Source organism: Streptomyces sp. NBC_00289 (genome assembly GCF_041435115.1).
Lineage (GTDB): Bacteria > Actinomycetota > Actinomycetes > Streptomycetales > Streptomycetaceae > Streptomyces.
The window spans coordinates 7,952,168-7,971,956 of the sequence record NZ_CP108046.1 but is presented as its reverse complement, the minus strand read 5'-3'; the positions used below and the strand labels follow the sequence as shown (position 1 = coordinate 7,971,956).

Genomic DNA, 19,789 nt, shown 5'->3' with positions numbered 1-19,789 from the left:
ACCCGATCACATGGAGGTGCGCCCCTTGCGGTACAGCACCGCGCCCGCCAGCAGCGCCCCGGCGCCCACCGGGAGGACCAGGCCCATCGGCAGGTCGCTGCCGGTGTGGGCAAGCTGCGCGGCTGCCTGCGGCTGGACGACGGACCGGGCTCCCGGCTGGTCGACGTGCGCGGAGCCGCCCGGCACGTGGCCGCCCGAGGCCGGCGGGGTGCCCGGGAAGCCGGGGTGACCCGGCTGCGCCGGGGTGCCGGGGTGACCCGGCTGGTTCGGAGTCCCCGGGTTGCCCGGGTGGCTCGGGTTGCCGGGGTGGTGCGGACTGCCCGGGTGACCGGGGTGGCCCGGCTGCTCGGGGCTGCCGGGGTGCCCCGGCTTCCCGGGCGGCGTGGAGTGACCGCCGCCGTAACCGCCGTCGTTCGCGCAGTCGTTGCCCAGGGCAGGGTTGCCGATGCCGATGAGATCCACGCTGTTGCCGCAGACGTTCACCGGGGCGTCGATCGGCACCTCGACGTGATTGCCGGAGCCGACACCCGGAGAGCCGCCGGTGTGTCCGCCGGCGTGCGAGCCCCCGGAGCCCTCATGGCCGCCCCCGTGTCCTCCGTGGCCTCCGTGTCCTCCGTGGCTGCCCCCGTGACCTCGGGAGTCGCCGTATCCTCCGGAGGAACCGCTGCCGCCGCTCCTGTTGGCGCACTTGTTGCCGACCGCGGGGTTCAGGACCCCGACGACGTTCACCGTGTTGCCGCAGGCGTTCACCGGCACGTGCACCGGCACCTGCACGGTGTTGCCGGACAGCACGCCGGGCGAGTTCGAACTCGAGCCGCTCGCGCCCGAGTCGGCGTGGGCGGCGCCTCCCGCGGCGGCGATCACACCGGTCGCGGCCGCCACGGTCATCAGGCCCTTGCGGGTGACCTGTCGCATTACTGAATCCCTGCCTTCGACCTTGTCGCGAAAACCGAAAAGCGAAAAACCGACGTTCCGAAAAGGCCGGTCGGCCCCGGAGCGCATGGCGTGCACTACGGGGCCGACCGGCTCAGGCCCTCATGGGGCGAGGCACAACGTCACTGGTTGACGCAGGTGTTGCCGAAGGCGGGGTTCAGCAGCCCGATCACGGAGACCGTGTTGCCGCAGACGTTCACCGGGACGTGAACGGGCACCTGAACGACGTTGCCGGAGAGGACACCCGGGGAGTGCACCGCAGCACCCTGAGCACCCGCATCGGCGACGGCCAGACCCGCGCCCGCGAGAACCAGCCCACCAGTGGCAGCCGCAGCAGCGACGACCTTCTTGATCATTATTCCTCCTTGTAGGCAATGCGATCCCAAGTACCGGATCGCATGACCTGTAACGAGGAGGGAGTAATGGAGCTACGAGCTTATGGTCGGATTCACTCTTCTCAGTAGATTCCGTACGCGCGGTCGAATAGCGGGTCGCCGCGGCGGTTCAGGACGCGTCGATGAACCGGTCGAGCACGCGCACGCCGAACCGCAGCGCGTCCACCGGCACCCGCTCGTCGACACCGTGGAACATGCCGGCGAAGTCCAGCTCCGGCGGCAGCTTCAGCGGTGCGAAGCCGAAGCCGCGGATGCCCAGGTCGTCGAAGGACTTCGCGTCCGTGCCGCCGGAGAGCATGTACGGGATCGCCTTGGCGGCCGGGTCCTCGGCCAGCAGCGCGGACTGCATGGCCGCCACGAGGCTGCCGTCGAAGGTGGTCTCCACGGCCTTGTCGGAGTGCACGTCCTCGCGTCGCACGTTCGGACCGAGGATCCGGTCGAGGTCGGCGAGGAACTCCTCCTCGAAGCCGGGCAGGAACCGCCCGTCGACGTGCGCGGTGGCCTCGCCCGGGATGACGTTCACCTTGTAACCGGCGTTCAGCTGCGTGGGGTTGGCCGTGTTGCTCAGGGTCGCGCCGATGAGCTTGGCGATGCCGCCCAGCCTGGCGAGCGTCCCCTGCATGTCCTCCGGGTCGAGTTCGGTGCCGAGCGCGTCGCCGAGTTCGTCGAGGAAGGCCCGGGTCGTCTTGGTGACGCGCACCGGGAACGTGTGCCGGCCGAGCCGGGCGACGGCCTCCGAGAGCTCGGTGATCGCGTTGTCGCGGTGGATCATCGACCCGTGCCCGGCGGTGCCGGCCACGGTCAGCTTCATCCAGTGCATGCCCTTCTCGGCCGTCTGGATCAGATACAGCCGCCGCTGCTCGTTCACGGTGAACGAGAACCCGCCCACCTCGCTGATCGCCTCGGTGACGCCCTCGAACAGGTCGGGGTGCTTGTCGACGAGGTGCCGCGCGCCGTACGTACCGCCCGCCTCCTCGTCCGCCAGGAAGGCGAGGACGATGTCGCGGGGCGGCCGGCGCCCGCTGCGCAGCCGGTCCCGGACGACCGCGAGGGTCATCGCGTCCATGTCCTTCATGTCGACGGCACCGCGGCCCCACACGCATCCGTCCGCGATCTCGCCGGAGAAGGGGTGGTGGGTCCAGTCGTCGGCGTTGGCCGGTACGACGTCGGTGTGGCCGTGGATGAGGAGCGCGGGCCGGGAGGGGTCCTCGCCCTGGATCCGGGCCACCGTGGAGGCGCGGCCCGGGTGCGACTCGAAGATCTGCGGGTCGAGGCCCACCTCGGCGAGCTTCTCGGCGACGTACTCGGCCGCCTTGCGTTCGCCCGGCCCCGAGTGGTCGCCGTAGTTGCTGGTGTCGATCTGGATCAGCTCGCGGCAGAGGTCCACGACCTCGTCCTGGCCGGTGACGCTGCTGGCCGTGTCCGTCTCGCTCACGCTGCTTCCTCCCGCTGTCACTGCTGGTGGTTCCCCTCATCCTCCCCCTCCCCCGGCGCACACCCCAAGACCGGTCCCGGCCCGTCACACGCCGTTCACGCGGGAGCGGGGGCCGATGCGGGGGCACCGGGGGCACGACGGGGGTGATCGGCCACCCCGGGAAGCCTGGTAATGTTTCCTTTGTCGCCGCGGGGGAAACTCCGCACGGCACACACCTTGTCCGGGTGGCGGAATGGCAGACGCGCTAGCTTGAGGTGCTAGTGCCCTTTATCGGGCGTGGGGGTTCAAGTCCCCCCTCGGACACCAGCCGAATCCCCCGGCCGCTCAGCGGCCGGGGGATTCGTCGTGTACCGCCCGGGAGCGCCCCGTCCGCCCGGTGTGTGCCATCTCTCCCCCGCCACGAAGATCACCAGGTCACCGACGTGCGAAGCATGTCCAGTCGGCCCCGAACGGCCTTCTCCGGTGGCCGATCCGCCGGAGCGAACCTAGCTTCGTACTAAAATTTCCGGCTTGTTACGGAGCTGGAGCCGGACAACCCCAGGCAGACCTGCGGGTGCGGGCCCGCCAGCGCCCCGGATGGCTCCGGGATCGAGACGCGAGGACCCGATGGCAGCCATACACGAGAGCAGTGCTCTCGGTCTGCTCGACGAAGAGATCCGCGAACGGTTCGGCGACACGGCACGCTTCTCCGGTGGCCCGGCCGCCTCTCCGCGGACGCTCATCGACATCTTCGACGCGTCCGTCCGCTCCTACCCGGACGAGCTCGCCCTGGACGACGGCACGGCACGGCTCACCTACCGGACGCTGGCCGTCGAGGTGCAGAACCTCCGGCGCGCGCTCGCCGCCGCCGGTGTCGGCCTCGGCGACCGGGTGGGCGTCCGCGTCCCCTCGGGCACCAATGACCTGTACGTCGCGGTCCTGGCCGTACTCGCCGCGGGAGCCGCCTACGTCCCGGTGGACGCCGAGGACCCCGACGAGCGGGCCGAGCTGGTCTTCGGGGAGGCGGACGTGCGGGCGGTGATCGGGGAGGGGCACGAGATCGCCGTCCACGGCTCGTCCGACTCCGCCGCCGCCCGTCCCGGCCCCGTGCACGACGCCTGGATCATCTTCACCTCCGGCTCCACCGGCAGACCCAAGGGCGTCGCGGTCAGCCACCGCAGCGCCGCCGCCTTCGTCGACGCCGAGGCCGCGCTGTTCCTGACCGAGGAGCCGATCGGGCCCGGCGACCGGGTCATGGCCGGACTGTCCGTGGCGTTCGACGCGTCCTGCGAGGAGATGTGGCTGGCCTGGCGGTACGGGGCCTGTCTGGTGCCCGTACCCCGCTCGCAGGTCAGGAGCGGGGCCGATCTGGGGCCCTGGCTGGTCGAGCAGGAGATCACCGTCGTGTCGACGGTGCCGACGCTGGCCGCCCTGTGGGAGCCGGAGACCCTCAACGACGTCCGTCTGCTGATCTTCGGCGGTGAGGCCTGCCCGCCCGAGCTGACGCAACGCCTGGTGACGGAGGGGCGCGAGGTGTGGAACACCTACGGGCCCACCGAGGCGACCGTGGTCGCCTGCGCCTCACTGATGTCCGGCGCGGAGCCGATCCGGATCGGGCTGCCGCTGGACGGCTGGGAACTGGCCGTCGTCGACGAGGCCGGCGAGCCGGTGCCGATGGGCGGCAGCGGACAGCTGGTGATCGGCGGGGTCGGGCTGGCCCGGTATCTCGACGCCGAGAAGGACGCGGAGAAGTACGCGCCGCTGCGGTCGCTGGGCTGGGAGCGGGCGTACCGCAGCGGCGACCTCGTCCGGGCGGAACCCGAGGGACTGGTGTTCCTCGGGCGGGCCGACGAGCAGATCAAGCTCGGCGGCCGCCGGATCGAGCTCGGCGAGGTGGACGCGGCCCTGCAGGCGCTGCCCGGCGTCGCGGGCGCCGCCGCCGCGGTGCGCACCGCTCGCGGCGGCAATCAGCTCCTGGTCGGCTATGTCGTCACCCAGGACGGCTGGGACCAGGCCGCGGCCGTGGAGAAGCTGCGCGCCGAGCTGCCCGCGGCGCTCGTCCCGTTGCTCGCGCCCGTCGGCGACCTGCCGACGCGGACCAGCGGCAAGGTGGACCGGAACGCGCTGCCCTGGCCGCTGAAGGGGCTGGAGACCGGTGGCCCGGCCGAGCGGCTGTACGGCACCGAGGCGTGGCTCGCCGAGCAGTGGACGGAAGTCCTCGGCATCCCCGTCACCGGTTCCCGCGACGACTTCTTCGCCGTCGGCGGCGGCAGCCTCGCCGCCGCCCAGCTGACCACGCGGCTGCGCACCCGCTACCCGAGCGCCGCCGTCCTCGACATCTACCAGCAGCCCACCCTGCGCAAGCTGGCCCGCCGCCTGGAGAAGTCCGCCCAGGACGACGGCGCGGCCCGGGTGATCGCGCCGGTCCCGGTGCGGGCCAAGGTGATCCAGCTCCTTGCCCTGGTGCCGCTGTTCACGCTGCTCGGGCTGCGCTGGACGGTGCCGCTGGCCGCGCTCGGGAACCTGCTGCCCGGGTACGCCTGGCTGCCGACCGCCCCCTGGTGGCTCGTGGTGTCCGGCGCTCTGCTGCTGTTCAGCCCGCCCGGTCGGCTCGCGATCGCCGCGGGCGGGGCGCGGCTGCTGCTGCGGGGCGTGCGGCCGGGCCGGCACGCGCGCGGTGGCGGCGTACATCTGCGGCTGTGGACGGCCGAGCGGCTGGCCGAGTTCAGCGGGGCGACCTCGCTGACCGGGGTGTGGCTGGAGCGGTACGCGCGGGCGCTGGGCGCCAAGGTCGGGCCGGACGTGGACCTGCACTCGCTGCCGCCGGTCACCGGCCTGCTGAGGCTGGGCCGGGGCGCCGCCGTCGAGTCCGAGGTGGATCTCTCCGGGTACTGGCTGGACGGTGACCGGCTGGAGATCGGCCCGGTCAGGGTGGGTGCGCATGCCGTGGTCGGCACGCGCAGCGTGCTCTTCCCGGGGGCCCGGGTCGGCAAGCGTGCCGAGGTGGCGCCCGGTTCGGCCGTCACCGGGCAGGTTCCCACCGGGCAGCGGTGGGCGGGCGCGCCCGCCGTCAAGCTCGGCAAGGCCAAGCGCAACTGGCCCAAGGAGCGGCCGCGCCGGGGCACCTACTGGCGTGGGATGTACGGCGCGGCGGGCTTCGCGCTCACCGCGCTGCCGGTGCTCGCGGGCGGGGCGGCCCTGCTGGTGGCCCGCCTGTTCGTGACGCCGGGCGGCGGCCTGGCCGAGGCCCTGCGGGGCGCGGCCCTCGCCCTGGTGCCGGCGACGCTGGCCTTCGGGGTGGCGTACGCCCTGCTGCTCCTGGTCGCCGTACGGCTGCTGAGCCTGGGGCTGCGCGAGGGGACGCATCCCACGCACAGCCGGATCGGCTGGCAGGCGTGGACCGTCACGCAGCTGATGGACCGCTCGCGGGAGACGCTGTTCCCGCTGTACGCCGGGCTGGTCACGCCGGTGTGGCTGCGGCTGCTCGGCATGCGGATCGGGCGGGGCGCCGAGGTGTCGACCGTCCTCGCGCTGCCGAGCCTGACCACGGTCGGCGAGGGCGCGTTCCTGGCCGACGACACACTGACCGCGCCGTACGAGCTCGGTGGTGGCTGGGTGCGGGTCGGGCGCGCGGAGATCGGGCGACGGGCGTTCCTCGGCAACTCGGGGATGACCGCGCCGGGGCGGAGCGTGCCGGACGGCGGACTGGTGGGTGTGCTGTCGGCGACGCCGAAGAAGGCGAAGAAGGGCAGCTCGTATCTGGGGCTGCCGCCGGTCAGGCTGCCGCGGAGTACGGCCGGTGGTGACCAGAGCCGGACGTACGACCCGCCGGCGCGGCTGCTGTGGGCGCGGGCGCTGGTGGAACTGTGCCGGATCGTGCCGGTGTTCTGCTCGGCGGCGCTGGCCGTGCTGACGGTGGCCGCGCTGTGCGCGCTGGGTGCCTGGGCGCCGCTGCTGTCCGGGCTGGTGCTGCTGGGGGCGGGGGCGGTGGCGGCCGTGGTCTCCGTCGTCGCGAAGTGGCTGCTCGTGGGGCGCCACCGCGCCGGGGAGCATCCGTTGTGGAGCGGGTTCGTGTGGCGCAACGAGTTGGCGGACACGTTCGTCGAGGTCGTGGCCGTGCCGTGGCTGGCCGGTGCGGTGCCGGGCACCCCGCTGCTGACGGCGTTGTTGCGCGGCCTGGGCGCGCACATCGGCAGGGGTACGTGGGTGGAGAGCTACTGGCTGCCCGAGACCGATCTGGTGACGCTGGAGGACGCGGTCACCGTGAACCGCGGCTGTGTCCTGCAGACGCACCTCTTCCACGACCGGATCTTGCGGACGGATACTGTGGTCCTCCGTGAGGGCGCGACGCTGGGTCCTGGCGGAATCGTCCTGCCCGGCAGCACCGTCGGAGCCCGTTCGACACTGGGCCCGGCGTCGCTCGTGATGGCGGCGGAGTCCGTTCCCGACGACACCCGCTGGCTCGGCAACCCGATCGAGGCATGGCGTCCCTGAACGCGGCCGGTCGGGGGCCGGAGGACGGTGCGCGTTCTCGCGATCCGGCACGACGTACGAGCACAGCGCAGGGAGCAGACACAGCAGTGGCAGTTCAGCAGTCCGCGGGTGCGGACCCGTACTTCCCGGCCAACGGTGATCCCCGTTACCGGGTGCACCGCTACGAGCTCGCGCTGGACTACCGCCCCGGCCCCAACCGCCTGTCGGGGACGGCCCGGATCAACGCCATAGCGGGCCGCACGCCGCTCGCCGAGTTCCATCTCAACCTGGCCGACTTCCGGGTGGGCCGGGTCCGCGTGGACGGCCGGCAGCCGCACTACACGCACCGGGGCGGCAGGCTGCGCATCCGTCCCGCGAAGCCGGTCCGGGCCGGGGCCACGTTCACCGTGGAGGTGCAGTGGTCGGGCAATCCCAGGCCGGTCGCCAGCCCGTGGGGCGGCCTCGGCTGGGAGGAACTGGCGGACGGGGCGCTGGTGGCGAGCCAGCCGGTGGGGGCGCCGTCCTGGTACCCGTGCAACGACCGGCCGGCCGACAAGGCGTCGTACCAGATCTCGATCACCACGCCCTCGGCGTACGCGGTGGTGGCGGGCGGGCGGCTGCTGACGCGTACCACCAAGGCGAGCACGACCACCTGGGTGTACGAGCAGTCGGCGCCGACGTCCAGCTATCTGGTCGGGCTGTCGATCGGGAAGTACCAGACGGTGCTGCTGGGCGATCCCGGGCTCGGCGGGGTGCCGCAGCACGGGCACATTCCCGCGCATCTGCTCCCCGAGTTCTCGCGGGACTTCGCGCGGCAGCCCGCGATGATGCACCTGTTCCAGCAGCTCTTCGGGCCGTACCCGTTCGACGAGTACGCGGTGGTGGTGACCGAGGAGGAGCTCGATGTCCCGGTCGAGGCCCAGGGGTTGTCGCTGTTCGGCGCCAACCACGTGGACGGGGCGCGGGGTTCGGAGCGGCTGGTGGCGCACGAGCTGGCGCACCAGTGGTTCGGCAACAGCGTGTCCATCGCGGACTGGCGGCACATCTGGCTGAACGAGGGGTTCGCGAAGTACGCCGAGTGGTTGTGGTCGGAGCGCTCGGGCGGGCGTACGGCCCAGCAACTGGCCGCCGCCGCGCACCGGTCGCTGTCCTCGCTGCCGCAGGATCTGCGGCTGGCCGACCCGGGGCGCAAGTCGATGTTCGACGACCGGCTCTACGTACGCGGCGGGCTGACGGTGCACGCCGTGCGGTGCGCGATGGGCGACGAGGCGTTCTTCCGGATGCTGCGCGGCTGGGCCGGGCTGCACCGGGGCGGCTCCGTCACCACGGCGACGTTCACCGCGCACGTGGCCCGCTTCGCGGCGGAGCCGCAGGAGGAGCTGTTCGAGGCCTGGGTGTACGGGACGGCGCTGCCGCCGCTGCCCACCGGGTAGGCCCGACGGGCAGAATGAGGCCATGTCTCGACGCACCCCGCAGAAGCGGCGGCAGTCCGCCTCCGCTCCCGCTCCCGCCCCGTCCTGCCCTTGCGGTCTTCCCGAGCCGTACGAGAGGTGCTGTGGCCGGTTCCACCGGGGTGAGGGTGCGGCGCCGACGGCGGAGGCGCTCATGCGTTCGCGCTACAGCGCCTTCGTACGGCGGGACGAGGAGTACCTGCTGCGGACCTGGCATCCGCGGACGCGGCCGGCGCTGGTCGAGTTCGATCCGGGAATGCGCTGGACCGGCCTGGAGATCCTCGGGACGGGGGACGGCTCGGCCTTCCACACCACCGGGACGGTGACCTTCCGGGCCTCCTACCGGGGCGGCTCCCTGCACGAGCGGAGCCGGTTCGAGCGGGTCGACGGGGCCTGGGTGTACGTCGACGGGGAGTTCCCCGGCGAGTAGTGAGGTTGCCGGGCGGCGCTACGGCGCCAGGATGTCCAGTTCGTGAAGGGCACCGACCGTGATCTCCCGGGTGAGCTCCTCCGCCCGTACTCCGTCGCCCTCCCGGACCGCCTCCGCGACCTGCACGTGCAGGGTGACGGCGGCCGGGTCGGGGTCCTCGAACATGACCTCGTGATGCGTGCGGCCGGCCAGGACCTCCGCGACGACGTCGCCGAGGCGGGCGAACATCTCGTTGCCCGACGCCCCCAGGATCACCCGGTGGAAGGCCATGTCATGGACGAGGTACTCCTGGAGCCGGTGGCCGCGGGAGTTGGCCACCATGCCGAGGGCGCACTCGGTGAGCTCGGCGCACTGCTCGGCGGTGGCGTGCTTGGCGGCCAGGCCCGCGGCGACCGGCTCGATCGCGGAGCGCAGCACGGTGAGCGAGCGCAGCTGTTGCGGGCGGTCGGCGCCGGCCAGCCGCCAGCGGATGACCTGGGGGTCGTAGACGTTCCACTCGCGCTTGGCGCGCACCGTCACGCCCACCCGGCGGCGGGACTCCACCAGGTGCATCGACTCGAGCACGCGGACCGCCTCGCGCATCACCGAGCGTGACACCTCGAACCGCTGAGCCAGCTCGTCCGTGCGCAGAACGCTGCCGGGAGGGTACTCACCCGCTGTGATCGCGGGGCCGAGGGTGTCCAGTACATGGCCGTGCAGACCCCGGCCCGGTGTGCTCATGCACTCAGAGTACGGGGCACATAACGGAGCCAAAAGTCAGACTTATTTGTCACAGACACTTGAATTCGTCGTACCTAATGCGTTTCAGTGTGGCCGACGCCAGTTGTCGGCGTCGATGTCGAGGAAGACAGCGAGGCAGTGATGCGTACCCCGCACGTGGAGGTGGTGATGGGCGTCGCGGGCACGGGCAAGACCACGATCGGTCCCCTGCTCGCGGCCCGGCTGGGCGTCCCGTACGCCGAGGGCGACGATTTCCACCCGCCGGCCAACATCGCCAAGATGTCGGCCGGAACCCCGCTCGACGACGCGGACAGGTGGCCGTGGCTCGACGCCATCGGCTCCTGGGCGCACGACCGGGCCGGGCTCGGCGGGGTGGTCAGCTGCTCCGCGCTGAAGCGGTCGTACCGCGACCGGCTCAGGGCCGTGGCACCCGGAATCACGTTCCTGCACCTCGCGGGCGACCGGCAGCTCATCGAGGGCCGGATGGCGCACCGGCAGGGGCACTTCATGCCGACGGCGCTGCTGGACTCGCAGTTCGCCACGCTCCAGCCGCTCGGCGCGGACGAGGCCGGGGTGGCCGTGGACGTCTCCGGCAGCCCCGAGGAGATCACCGAGCGGGCCGCCACGGCGCTCGGCACCCTTCCCGCGCCGCGCCGGTAACTCCCCTTCTCCCTCCCGCTCTTCTCTCCCTTCCCTCCCTCCTCCCACACCTGTAAAGGGAATTACCCGTGACCAGACTCAGCGTCGAGATGCTGGCAGCGGACACCGTCGAGCCGATCACCTCGGCCGGCCACGCCCAGCTGGGCATAGCCGTGCTGGCGGGCATCGCCGTCATCGTCCTGCTCATCACCCAGTTCAAGGTCCACGCGTTCCTGGCCCTGACCATCGGGTCACTGGCGCTGGGCGCGTTCGCCGGCGCCCCGCTCGACAAGGTCATCGTCAGCTTCACCACCGGGCTCGGCACCACCGTCGCCGGCGTGGGCGTGCTGATCGCCCTCGGCGCGATCCTCGGCAAGCTGCTCGCCGACTCCGGCGGCGCGGACCAGATCGTCGACACGATCCTCGCGAAGGCCGGCGGCCGCTCGATGCCGTGGGCGATGGTGCTGATCGCCTCGGTGATCGGCCTGCCGCTGTTCTTCGAGGTCGGCATCGTGCTGCTGATCCCGGTCGTGCTGATGGTCGCCAAGCGCGGCAACTACTCCCTGATGCGCATCGGCATCCCGGCCCTCGCGGGCCTGTCCGTGATGCACGGCCTGATCCCGCCGCACCCCGGCCCGCTGGTCGCGATCGACACCGTCAAGGCCAACCTCGGGGTGACGCTGGCGCTCGGCATCCTCGTCGCGATCCCGACGGTGATCATCGCCGGGCCGGTGTTCTCGAAGTACGCCGCCCGCTGGGTGGACGTTCCCGTCCCCGACCGCATGGTTCCGCAGCGCCCGTCCGAGGAGCTGGAGCACCGCCCGGGCTTCGTCGCCACCATCGCCACCGTCCTGCTGCCGGTCGTCCTGATGCTGTCCAAGGCGCTGGTCGACATCGTCGTGGACGACCCGACGCACACCGTGCAGCGCGTCTTCGACGTGATCGGCTCCCCGCTGATCGCCCTGCTCGCCGCGGTGATCGTCGGCATGTTCACACTGGGGCGGCCCGCCGGCTTCAGCAAGGAACGGATCTCACGGACCGTGGAGCTGGGTCTCGCGCCCATCGCGAGCATCCTGCTGATCGTCGGTGCGGGCGGCGGCTTCAAGCAGACGCTGATCGACTCCGGCGTGGGCCAGATGATCCTGGAGATCTCCAAGGACTGGTCGATCCCGGCCCTGCTGCTGGCCTGGCTGATCGCGGTGGCGATCCGGCTGGCGACCGGTTCGGCGACCGTGGCGACGATCTCGGCGGCCGGACTGGTCGCCCCGCTCGCCGCCGACATGTCGACGGCGCACACAGCCCTGCTGGTCCTGGCCATCGGCGCCGGCTCGCTCTTCTTCAGCCATGTCAACGACGCCGGATTCTGGCTGGTGAAGGAGTACTTCGGGCTCACCGTCGGCCAGACCCTCAAGACCTGGTCGGTCATGGAGACGATCATCTCGGTGGTCGCCGGCGGCCTGGTCCTGCTCCTCTCACTGATCATCTAGGGGTACGCCGATGAGTCACCCTCTGTTCGACATCAGCGGCCGTACGGCCCTGGTCACGGGCTCCAGCCGGGGCATCGGCCTCGCCCTCGCCCGTGGCCTGCTGGAGGCGGGCTGCACGGTCGTCCTCAACGGGCGGGACGGCGAACGCCTCACCAAGGCGGCCGCGGAGCTGCCCGGCAACGTCCGTACGGCGGTGTTCGACGTGACCGACGGCGCCTCGGTGGCCGCCGGGATCGCGGAGGTCGAACAGCGGGTGGGCCCGCTGGACATCCTCGTCAACAACGCGGGCATGCAACTGCGCGCTCCCCTCCTGGAGTTCACCTACTCCGACTGGCACCGCATCCTGGACACCAACCTGACGAGCGCGTTCCTGGTGGGCCGGGAAGCGGCCCGCCGGATGACGGAACGCGGCCACGGCAAGATCATCAACATCTGTTCACTGCAGAGCGAGGTGGCCCGGCCCGGCATCGCGCCCTACGCGGCCACCAAGGGCGCCCTGAAGATGCTGACCAAGGGCATGTGCGCGGACTGGGGCCCCTCCGGCGTGCAGGTCAACGGTCTCGGCCCCGGTTACATCGAGACCGAGCTGACCAAACCCCTCGTCGAGGACGAGGAGTTCAGCGCCTGGGTGCGCCGGCGGACCCCGGCCGGCCGCTGGGGCCGCACCGAGGACCTGGTGGGCGGACTGCTGTTCCTCGCCTCACCCGCCGCGGACTTCGTCGGCGGACAGGTGCTGTACGTCGACGGCGGCATGACGAGCGTGCTCTGAAGGGAGCCTGGCGGTGCTGGGTTGTGTGATTCACGGTCAGGGAGACCTCAGAGTCGACGGGTTGCCGGTCCCGTCACCCGGCCGCGGCCAGGCGCTCGTCGCCGTCCGCTACGGCGGGGTCTGCGGGTCCGACCTGCACTACTGGCGGCACGGCGGGGTCGGCGACTTCCGGCTCCAAGAGCCGATGGTGCTCGGGCACGAGGTGGTGGGGACGGTCGTCGCCCTCGGTGAGGGTGCGTCAGGACCGGTGCCCGGTACGCCGGTCGCCGTGCATCCGGCCACTCCGTGCGGGGTCTGCCCGGAGTGCGCGGACGGCCGGCGCAACGTCTGCCGGGACACCCGCTACCTCGGCAGCGCGGCGCGTTTCCCGCATGTGCAGGGCGGTTTCGCGGCCCGGCTGGTCGTACCGGTCGAGCAGTTGCGGCCGCTTCCGGTGGGCCTCGAGCCGCGCCGTGCGGCCCTCGCCGAACCCCTTTCGGTGGCCCTGCACGCCGTGCGGCGGGCCGGGGACCTCACCGGCGGGCACGTCCTGGTCACCGGCGCGGGCCCGATCGGCTGCCTGGTGGTCGCGGCCGCGAAGGCGGCGGGCGCCGCCCATGTGACGGTCACCGATCTGCTCCCGACGGCCCTCGGGTACGCCCGCGCCGTCGGCGCCGACACCGTCGTACGGGCGGACGACCCCGACGACGCCGGGTGGCCGGCGGAAGCCGACGTGGCCGTGGAGGCGTCCGGGGTGGCCGCCGGGCTCGACACCTGTCTGCGCCTGGTACGGCGCGGCGGGGTCGTGGTCCAGCTCGGCATGCTGCCCCCGGGGCCCAGCCCGTTCGCCGGCAACCTGGTGGTGAGCCGGGAGATCGAGCTGCGCGGGGCGTTCCGCTTCGACGCCGAGTTCGACGACGCGCTCGCCCTGCTGGCGACCGGGCCCGCGTTCGACTCCCTGATCAGCGCGGTCGTACCGGTCACGGAGGCGGAGTCGGCGTTCGCGCTGGCCGCGGACCGGGGCCGGTCCTGCAAGGTGCTGCTGGACTTCGGCGAGCTCTGAGCCGGCCGGAGCGATGCCCCCGCGGGCGGCGGGCGGGCTCCCGGCGCGGCGCGGGGCCGCCACAACGGATGCGCACGCTCGGCCCAGTCCCTTGCTCACCGAACCCGTGCGCAGGCCCCGAAGGCCCCCGGTCCGCTCAAGGCCGCCACAACGGATGCGCGCGTTCGGCCCACTCCTCGCTCACCGAACCCGCTCACAGCCCCCGAAGGCCCCTGCTCCGCTCAAGGCCGCCACAGCGGATGCTCGCGTTCCGCCCACTCCTTGCTCACCGAACCCGTGCGCAGGCCGCGGCGGGCTCCCGGGTCGCCGATCGCCATGCCGATGTGGCCGGCCACCACGATGCCGACGGTCAGGGCCAGCCAGTCGTGGACGAAGGTCGCGCTGGTGCGCCACATCAGCGGGGTGAGGTGGGTGAACCACATCAGCAGTCCGGTGCCGAGCATCACCAGCGTGGCCCCGGCGATCCAGGCCGCGTAGATCTTCTGCCCCGCGTTGAACTTGCCCGCCGGGCGGGACGACCGCCGCTTGTCGCGGCGCAGGGCGGCCCGCAGCCAGACCCGGTCGTGCGGGCCGAAGCGGTTCAGGAAGCCCAGGTCGGCGCGGAAACCGCGGGAGACGAGGCCGGCCAGGACGGGTACGGGCAGGGCGAGCCCGGCCCACTCGTGGACCCGGACGATCAGCTCGCGGCGCCCGACGATCTCGGCGAGCTGGGGGACGTACAGACAGGCCGCCGTGACCACGCACACGCCCATCAGGGCGGCCGTCGTGCGGTGCACCCAGCGCTGCGCCCGGCCGAAGCGGCGGATCAGGGAGGCCGGCGGCGTCGCCGCCTCAGCTCGTACGCTCATCGTCCCGCCCGTTCGAACGGCCGACCCAGGCGTCGACGTCGTAGCCGCGTTCCTCCCAGTAGCCCGGCTTCACGTCCTCGGTGACGGTGATGCCGGAGAGCCACTTGGCGGACTTGTAGAAGTACATGGGGGCCACGTAGAGCCGGACCGGGCCGCCGTGGGAGTGGCCGAGGTCCTTGTCCTGCATGCGCAGTGCGACCAGGACGTCGGAGCGGCGGGCCTGGTCGAGGGTGAGGCTCTCGGTGTACGCGCCGTCGAAGCAGCGGAAGCGCACCGCCCCGGCCGAGGCGCGGACCCCCGCGGCGTCCAGGATCCGGGACAGCCGTACGCCCTCGAAGGGGGTCCCGGGGACGCGCCAGCCCGTGACGCACTGGACGTCCTTGACCAGCCGGGTCTGGGGCAGCGCCCGGAGGTCGGCGAGCGTGTAGTCCCTCGGACGGTCGACGAGGCCGTCGACGGTGAGACGGTAGTTCTCGGCGTTCCTGTGGGGCACCGAGGAGGTGACCGAGTAGTAGCGGAAGCCGCCGCCGTTCGGGAGCAGGCCCGTCAGGCCCGTGGGGTCCTTGTCCGCGGCGCTGCCGAGGAAGGACTCCAGACCGCGTTGCAGGGTGGGCGCGGCGACGACGCCGAGAGCGCCCAGGCCGAGAGTGCCGAGGACGACGCGGCGGCCGACGGGCTTGCCCCGCTCCTCGGGCTGTTGCGAGTTCACGGACCCATTCGAACACCCGCGACCCCGGCGGGGCCAGGGCGGGCGGGTGCTCGTCAGGGTTCCGTAAGCACTTCTTACGTCGTTCTCAGGAGGCGGCTCCGCTACGACGCCTCCTCCGCGGCCTTCTCCAGCTGGAACGCCTCGTTCCCGAGGCCGATCCGGGCGTACGCCTCGGGCCTGCGAGCACGCAGCAGCAGGCCCTGCGCCACGCCGACGACCAGGGCGAGGCCGATGATCCCGGGCAGCAGCCAGCTGAGCGACGAGTCGGGGCCGGCGCCGACCAGGACGTCGAAGTCCTTGACGGTGTAGCCGGCGATCACGAGCAGGGCGACCCCGGCGACCGCGGAGGTGGCCAGCCGCCAGGCCTGCGCCCCCACGGCGCCGCGGCGGGCGAAGAAGACCACGACCGAGGCGGAGGCCGCGGCCATCAGCACGATCACGCCGAGGGCGCCGATGTTGCCGAACCAGGTGAACAGGTGCAGGACCGGTTCGGTCGGGTCGCCGGCCGGCTTGTCGTCGGCGATCGCGAAGGCGATCACGGTCACCACGGACACCGCCGTCTGCAACAGCGAGCCGGTGCCGGGCGCTCCGCTCGCGCCGGTGGTCCGGCCGAAGGCGGCGGGCAGCAGTCCCTCGCGGCCCATGGCGAAGGCGTAGCGGGCGACGACGTTGTGGAAGCTGAGCAGGGCCGCGAACATGCCGGTCACGAACAGGATGTGCAGGACGTCGGTGAAGGTGCCGCCGAGCCGGGAGTCGGTGAGCGAGAACAGCAGGCCGGCGCTCTGCTTCTGGGACTCGCCGACGATCGCCGACGGTCCGGCGGCGACGGTCAGGGCCCAGCTGCTGAGCGCGAAGAAGACCGCGACGCCTCCGACCGCGAGGAACATCACGCGCGGCACGAGGATGTGCGGCCGGCTGGTCTCCTCGGCGTAGACGGGTGCCTGCTCGAAGCCGAGGAAGGCCGCGATGCAGAAGCACAGGGCGGTGCCGACGCCGGCGCCGGTGAGTGTGTCGGGGTTGAAGGCGTGCAGCGAGAGCCCCTCCTTGGCGGGGTCGGCGACGGCCGCGATGTCGAAGATGACGACCAGCGCGACCTCGATGACCAGCAGCACGCCGAGTACCCGGGCGTTGACGTCGATCTTCAGCCAGCCCAGCGCGCCGACGACCAGCGCTGCCGCCAGCGCCGGTATCCACCAGGCGATCCGCAGGTCGGCGTAGGTGTCGAACAGCCCGGAGACCTCGTAGCCGAAGATGCCGTAGATGCCGACCTGGAGGGCGTTGTAGGCGACCAGCGCGACCAGGGCGGCGCCCGCGCCGGCGGTGCCGCCGAGTCCGCGGGAGATGTAGGCGTAGAACGCGCCGGCGTTGTGGACGTGGCGGCTCATCTCGGCGTACCCGACGCTGAAGAGGACCAGGACCACGCCGAGGACGACGAAGAGGAGCGGCTGTCCGACGATGCCCATCACCGCGAATGTGGTGGGCATGACACCAGCGACGACCATGAGAGGGGCAGTCGCGGCCAGGACGGAGAGCAGCAGGCCCCCCGTACCGAGGCGGTTGGCGCTCAGCGCGCGCTCCCGCCCCTTGAACGTGCTGATGCCGTCGGCGGCGGTGGGTCTGCTCGTGCTCGAACTGCCCGTCGTCATCGGGGACCGTCCTTCTGTTGGGGATCGCAGCGGGGGTGGGGTTCTACGCCGTGCCGAGCGCGGTCTCGCGTGCGGCACGGAAGGCGGTGTACGGGTCGCGGTCCGGGTACGCCCAGGGGGCGGCGGTGGGGTGGTCGCCGATGCGGTGGAACAGGGCGGCGGCCTCGGCGCCCCGGCCCTCGCAGACCTTGGCGTGGGCGAGGAAGTTGAGGTCGACCAGGCGGCGCGGGTGGCCGTCGTGCTCCCACTCCAGCCACCAGTCGAAGGCGGCCTTCATCACCTGGCGGGCCCGGCGCCCGGTCCAGTGGGCGGAGCGGGCCGGTTCGGCGGGCTCGTGTCCGGCGGCGGCGAGGGCACGGTAGCGCTCGGCGTGCGCCACGACCGGCAGGATCGCGAGCGGCGAGTCGGCGGGGGCCTGCTCAGCCCAGAGGTTGGCGAAGTCGTAGACCTCGTGGAGCGGGTCCGGGCCGGCGTCCGCGTGGCGCTCGGCGAGCCGGGCGATCATCAGGTGGTGGGCGTGGTGGTGGTCGGCGTAGCGCTCGCGGACCTCCCCGAAGAGCCGGACGGCCTCGTCCTCGGCGCCCAGGGCGCACTCCAGCATGAGCAGACCGAGCCACGGGGTGGGGTCGACGGGCACACGGGCGGCGGCGCCCACGCAGGCCTCGCGGGCCCGGACCGGCTTCTCCTTGCCGCGCAGGGCGCGCTGGACGAGGGCGAGGGCGAGCAGGACCGAGGCGTCGGCGGACTCGGGTTCGGCGAGCAGCCAGTCACGGGCCCAGGGGGCGCTGTAGGGCTCCTGGGCGAGGACCGCGACCCGGTGTCCGCGACGGTCCCAGTCGTCCGCGGTGCGGGTCAGCAGCGTACGGGCGGCCTGCCACCGGCCCTGGGCCAGCGCGGCGCGCGCGGCGACCAGCTCGGTGTCGTCCAGAGCGGTGTCGAGAGCCTGGGCGGCGCGCCTGCGGCCGCGGCCCAGGGGTGGTGGGGGTGGAGACACCGCGGAGACTTCCTCACGCGACACGGCTCGTCGTCTGTTGTCGGCTTGCCATCGATTGATCACACACAGCAAACCCCCCACCAAGGGTTGTCGTCAAGGGCGGTCCTGGCGTTACACGCGTCAACCGCTGTGACGGGTGGGGAAGTTGGGGTGAACCGGACTCGCCTGACCCCTGCGCTCCGTGTCACGCTGTGGCCCACGCCATGGCGCTGAGCGCCCCGGCACCGCACCATGGCGTGAAAGGTCGCGCCGCCGCCCGGCACCACCGGGCACCGCGACCGGGTCGACTGCCCGATTCCGGGTACTCCCAGGACCAAGCCGAGCACTGGGACGCTACAGTCGCCCCTACGCACCCCGTGGCCCGGCCTGACGATCGAGGTACGAAGCGTGTCCCTACTGGTTCTGATTCTCGCCGTGAGCGCCGCCTGCTGCCTGGGCTTCGGGTTCGTGCTCCAGCAGAACGCGGCCCAGCAGGCACCACTGAGCGACTTCCTCTCCCCGCGCCTGCTCCTGGACCTCATGAAGGTGCCGCGCTGGCTCGGCGGCATAGGGCTGATGGTGGCCGGCATGGTGCTCGGCGCGATCGCGCTCGGCCAGGGCGAGGTCTCTCTCGTCGAACCGCTGCTGGCGACGAACCTCCTCTTCGCGCTTGCCCTCTCCCGTCGGCAGACCAGACAGCCACTGGGCCGCCAGGGCTGGGCGGGCCTGCTCCTGCTCGCGGGCGGCGTGACCGCGTTCATCGTGGCCGGTGAGCCGCGCGGCGGCAGCGCCGTCACCGATCCGCTCCGCCACTGGCTGATCATCGGCGTCATGATCGGGCTCGCCCTGCTGCTCACGACGTACGCGAAGCGCTCCCGGCTGAGCTCCGGCCCCGTTCTGCTGGCCTTGGCCGCGGGCCTGCTCTACGGACTCCAGGACGCGCTGACCCGGGTCAGCGGGCAGCGGTTCTCCGAGGGCGGCCTGGCGGAGCTGCTGACCGGCTGGCAGCCGTACGCGGTCCTCGCGCTCGGCGTCACCGGGCTGGTCCTGGTCCAGAGCGCCTTCGAGACGGCGTCCCTGCGCATGTCCCTGCCCGCCCTCACCGCGGCGCAGCCGCTGGCCGGCATCATCTGCGGCGTGGGCTTCCTCGGCGACCGGCTGCGCACCGACACGGGCGCCCTGGCCTGGGAGGCGGCCGGGCTCGCGGCGGTGGTGGCGGGCATCGTCCTGCTGGGGCTGCACCCCGCGATGCCCCGGGGCTGCGCGGTGCCGGCCCAGCGACGGAACCTCCAGCCGCACTGAACCGCTCGCCGGGAGCCCTGCTTGGATGGGGTCATGAGCGCTGCTGACGAGATCCTCGACATCGTCGACGAGAACGACCGGGTGATCGGCCGGTCCCCGCGCGGCGAGGCCTACGCGAAGGGCCTGCGCCACCGCTGCGTCTTCATCCAGGCCCGGGACGCGCACGGGCGCCTCTTCGTCCACCGCCGCACCCCCACCAAACTCGTCTTCCCCTCCCTCCACGACATGTTCGTCGGCGGAGTGGTCGGCGCGGGCGAGTCCTACGACGACGCCGCCCTGCGCGAGGCCGAGGAGGAGCTGGGCGTGACCGGCCTGCCCCGCCCCGAGTTCCTCTTCAAGTTCCTCTACGACGACGGCACCGGACAGACCTGGTGGTCGGCGGTCTACGAGGTCCGCTGCGACCTGCCGGTCAGCCCGCAGGCGGAGGAGGTGGCCTGGCACGAGTTCCTGCCCGAGGACGAGGTACTGCGCCGCCTGACGGACTGGGAGTGGGTGCCGGACGGTCTGGCGGCGTACGAGCGGCTGAGGGCGTTCAGGTCGATGGGCTGACCGGGCCCG

The 19,789-nt window shown here is 72.4% G+C and carries 17 protein-coding genes and 1 tRNA gene; 10 read left to right on the top strand and 8 right to left on the bottom strand.

Annotated features, from left to right (window positions below; translation table 11 throughout):
* Positions 1 to 6: 6 nt before the first annotated feature.
* From OG985_RS36080 to OG985_RS36070, 3 genes are all read right to left on the bottom strand, one after another.
* Complete coding sequence (locus OG985_RS36080; RefSeq protein ID WP_371672574.1) at positions 7 to 915, bottom strand: chaplin family protein; 909 nt, start codon at positions 913 to 915, stop codon at positions 7 to 9.
* A gap of 140 nt (positions 916 to 1,055) precedes the next feature.
* Positions 1,056 to 1,289, bottom strand: coding sequence for a chaplin ChpH (gene chpH, locus OG985_RS36075; RefSeq protein WP_371672573.1), 234 nt, complete (start codon positions 1,287 to 1,289; stop codon positions 1,056 to 1,058).
* Positions 1,290 to 1,437: 148 nt separating this feature from the next.
* The gene (locus OG985_RS36070) at positions 1,438 to 2,763 is read right to left on the bottom strand and encodes a M20/M25/M40 family metallo-hydrolase (protein ID WP_371672572.1); all 1,326 of its coding nucleotides are present in this window, start codon (positions 2,761 to 2,763) and stop codon (positions 1,438 to 1,440) included.
* Positions 2,764 to 2,981: 218 nt separating this feature from the next.
* Between OG985_RS36070 and OG985_RS36065 the strand changes: the two genes are divergently transcribed.
* The 4 genes from OG985_RS36065 (at position 2,982) to OG985_RS36050 (ending at position 9,096) form a co-directional block, all read left to right on the top strand.
* Positions 2,982 to 3,069: transfer RNA gene (locus OG985_RS36065), tRNA-Leu, on the top strand.
* Positions 3,070 to 3,369: 300 nt separating this feature from the next.
* Entirely contained in the window at positions 3,370 to 7,236 is a 3,867-nt protein-coding gene (locus OG985_RS36060; protein ID WP_371672571.1) for a Pls/PosA family non-ribosomal peptide synthetase, read from the top strand.
* An 86-nt stretch (positions 7,237 to 7,322) separates the two neighbouring features.
* Positions 7,323 to 8,648: a M1 family metallopeptidase gene (locus OG985_RS36055; RefSeq protein WP_371672570.1), complete on the top strand. Its 1,326-nt coding sequence runs from the start codon at positions 7,323 to 7,325 to the stop codon at positions 8,646 to 8,648.
* A gap of 22 nt (positions 8,649 to 8,670) precedes the next feature.
* Positions 8,671 to 9,096 carry a YchJ family protein gene (locus OG985_RS36050; protein WP_371672569.1) on the top strand — a complete coding sequence of 142 codons (426 nt, stop codon included), beginning with the start codon at positions 8,671 to 8,673 and terminating at the stop codon, positions 9,094 to 9,096.
* Between the two features lie 18 nt (positions 9,097 to 9,114).
* Here OG985_RS36050 and OG985_RS36045 read toward each other — a convergent pair whose 3' ends face one another.
* Positions 9,115 to 9,816, bottom strand: a complete 702-nt coding sequence (locus tag OG985_RS36045; protein WP_371672568.1) for a FadR/GntR family transcriptional regulator — start codon at positions 9,814 to 9,816, stop codon at positions 9,115 to 9,117.
* Positions 9,817 to 9,957: 141 nt separating this feature from the next.
* Between OG985_RS36045 and OG985_RS36040 the strand changes: the two genes are divergently transcribed.
* From OG985_RS36040 to OG985_RS36025, 4 genes are all read left to right on the top strand, one after another.
* A complete protein-coding gene (locus OG985_RS36040) occupies positions 9,958 to 10,476 on the top strand; it encodes a gluconokinase (RefSeq protein ID WP_371672567.1) in 519 nt (172 codons plus the stop codon).
* A gap of 68 nt (positions 10,477 to 10,544) precedes the next feature.
* On the top strand, positions 10,545 to 11,942 hold the full coding sequence (locus OG985_RS36035) for a GntP family permease (RefSeq protein WP_371672566.1): 1,398 nt from the start codon (positions 10,545 to 10,547) through the stop codon (positions 11,940 to 11,942).
* Positions 11,943 to 11,952: 10 nt separating this feature from the next.
* Positions 11,953 to 12,711 (top strand): SDR family oxidoreductase, encoded by a 759-nt coding sequence (locus OG985_RS36030; RefSeq protein ID WP_371672565.1) that lies wholly within the window; start codon positions 11,953 to 11,955, stop codon positions 12,709 to 12,711.
* Between the two features lie 13 nt (positions 12,712 to 12,724).
* Positions 12,725 to 13,753, top strand: coding sequence for an L-idonate 5-dehydrogenase (locus OG985_RS36025; RefSeq protein ID WP_371672564.1), 1,029 nt, complete (start codon positions 12,725 to 12,727; stop codon positions 13,751 to 13,753).
* A gap of 221 nt (positions 13,754 to 13,974) precedes the next feature.
* On the opposite strand, the gene OG985_RS36020 is transcribed toward OG985_RS36025, so the two are convergent.
* The 4 genes from OG985_RS36020 to OG985_RS36005 all read right to left on the bottom strand — a co-directional run bounded on the left by OG985_RS36020 (position 13,975) and on the right by OG985_RS36005 (position 17,950).
* Positions 13,975 to 14,601, bottom strand: a complete 627-nt coding sequence (locus tag OG985_RS36020) for a cytochrome b/b6 domain-containing protein (protein ID WP_371672563.1) — start codon at positions 14,599 to 14,601, stop codon at positions 13,975 to 13,977.
* Positions 14,585 to 15,310 (bottom strand): molybdopterin-dependent oxidoreductase, encoded by a 726-nt coding sequence (locus OG985_RS36015; RefSeq protein WP_371672562.1) that lies wholly within the window; start codon positions 15,308 to 15,310, stop codon positions 14,585 to 14,587. The genes OG985_RS36020 and OG985_RS36015 overlap by 17 nt, the downstream gene beginning before the upstream one ends.
* Before the next feature lie 101 nt (positions 15,311 to 15,411).
* Entirely contained in the window at positions 15,412 to 16,956 is a 1,545-nt protein-coding gene (locus OG985_RS36010) for an APC family permease (RefSeq protein WP_371672561.1), read from the bottom strand.
* Positions 16,957 to 16,999: 43 nt separating this feature from the next.
* Positions 17,000 to 17,950, bottom strand: coding sequence for a hypothetical protein (locus tag OG985_RS36005; RefSeq protein ID WP_371672560.1), 951 nt, complete (start codon positions 17,948 to 17,950; stop codon positions 17,000 to 17,002).
* A 387-nt stretch (positions 17,951 to 18,337) separates the two neighbouring features.
* On the opposite strand from OG985_RS36005, the gene OG985_RS36000 reads away from it, so the two are divergent.
* Both OG985_RS36000 and OG985_RS35995 read left to right on the top strand, forming a co-directional pair.
* Entirely contained in the window at positions 18,338 to 19,231 is an 894-nt protein-coding gene (locus OG985_RS36000) for a DMT family transporter (RefSeq protein WP_371672559.1), read from the top strand.
* Positions 19,232 to 19,264: 33 nt separating this feature from the next.
* Positions 19,265 to 19,780 (top strand): NUDIX hydrolase, encoded by a 516-nt coding sequence (locus OG985_RS35995; protein WP_371672558.1) that lies wholly within the window; start codon positions 19,265 to 19,267, stop codon positions 19,778 to 19,780.
* The last annotated feature ends 9 nt before the right edge of the window (positions 19,781 to 19,789 follow it).

What these genes read in the sequence shown, in the direction of transcription:
- OG985_RS36080 (WP_371672574.1), bottom strand. Translation starts at nt 915, where the DNA reads ATGCGACAGGTCACCCGCAAGGGCCTGATGACCGTGGCGGCCGCGACC.
- chpH (WP_371672573.1), bottom strand. Translation starts at nt 1,289, where the DNA reads ATGATCAAGAAGGTCGTCGCTGCTGCGGCTGCCACTGGTGGGCTGGTT.
- OG985_RS36060 (WP_371672571.1), top strand. Translation starts at nt 3,370, where the DNA reads ATGGCAGCCATACACGAGAGCAGTGCTCTCGGTCTGCTCGACGAAGAG.
- OG985_RS36050 (WP_371672569.1), top strand. Translation starts at nt 8,671, where the DNA reads ATGTCTCGACGCACCCCGCAGAAGCGGCGGCAGTCCGCCTCCGCTCCC.
- OG985_RS36045 (WP_371672568.1), bottom strand. Translation starts at nt 9,816, where the DNA reads ATGAGCACACCGGGCCGGGGTCTGCACGGCCATGTACTGGACACCCTC.
- OG985_RS36040 (WP_371672567.1), top strand. Translation starts at nt 9,958, where the DNA reads ATGCGTACCCCGCACGTGGAGGTGGTGATGGGCGTCGCGGGCACGGGC.
- OG985_RS36030 (WP_371672565.1), top strand. Translation starts at nt 11,953, where the DNA reads ATGAGTCACCCTCTGTTCGACATCAGCGGCCGTACGGCCCTGGTCACG.
- OG985_RS36020 (WP_371672563.1), bottom strand. Translation starts at nt 14,601, where the DNA reads ATGAGCGTACGAGCTGAGGCGGCGACGCCGCCGGCCTCCCTGATCCGC.
- OG985_RS36010 (WP_371672561.1), bottom strand. Translation starts at nt 16,956, where the DNA reads ATGACGACGGGCAGTTCGAGCACGAGCAGACCCACCGCCGCCGACGGC.
- OG985_RS35995 (WP_371672558.1), top strand. Translation starts at nt 19,265, where the DNA reads ATGAGCGCTGCTGACGAGATCCTCGACATCGTCGACGAGAACGACCGG.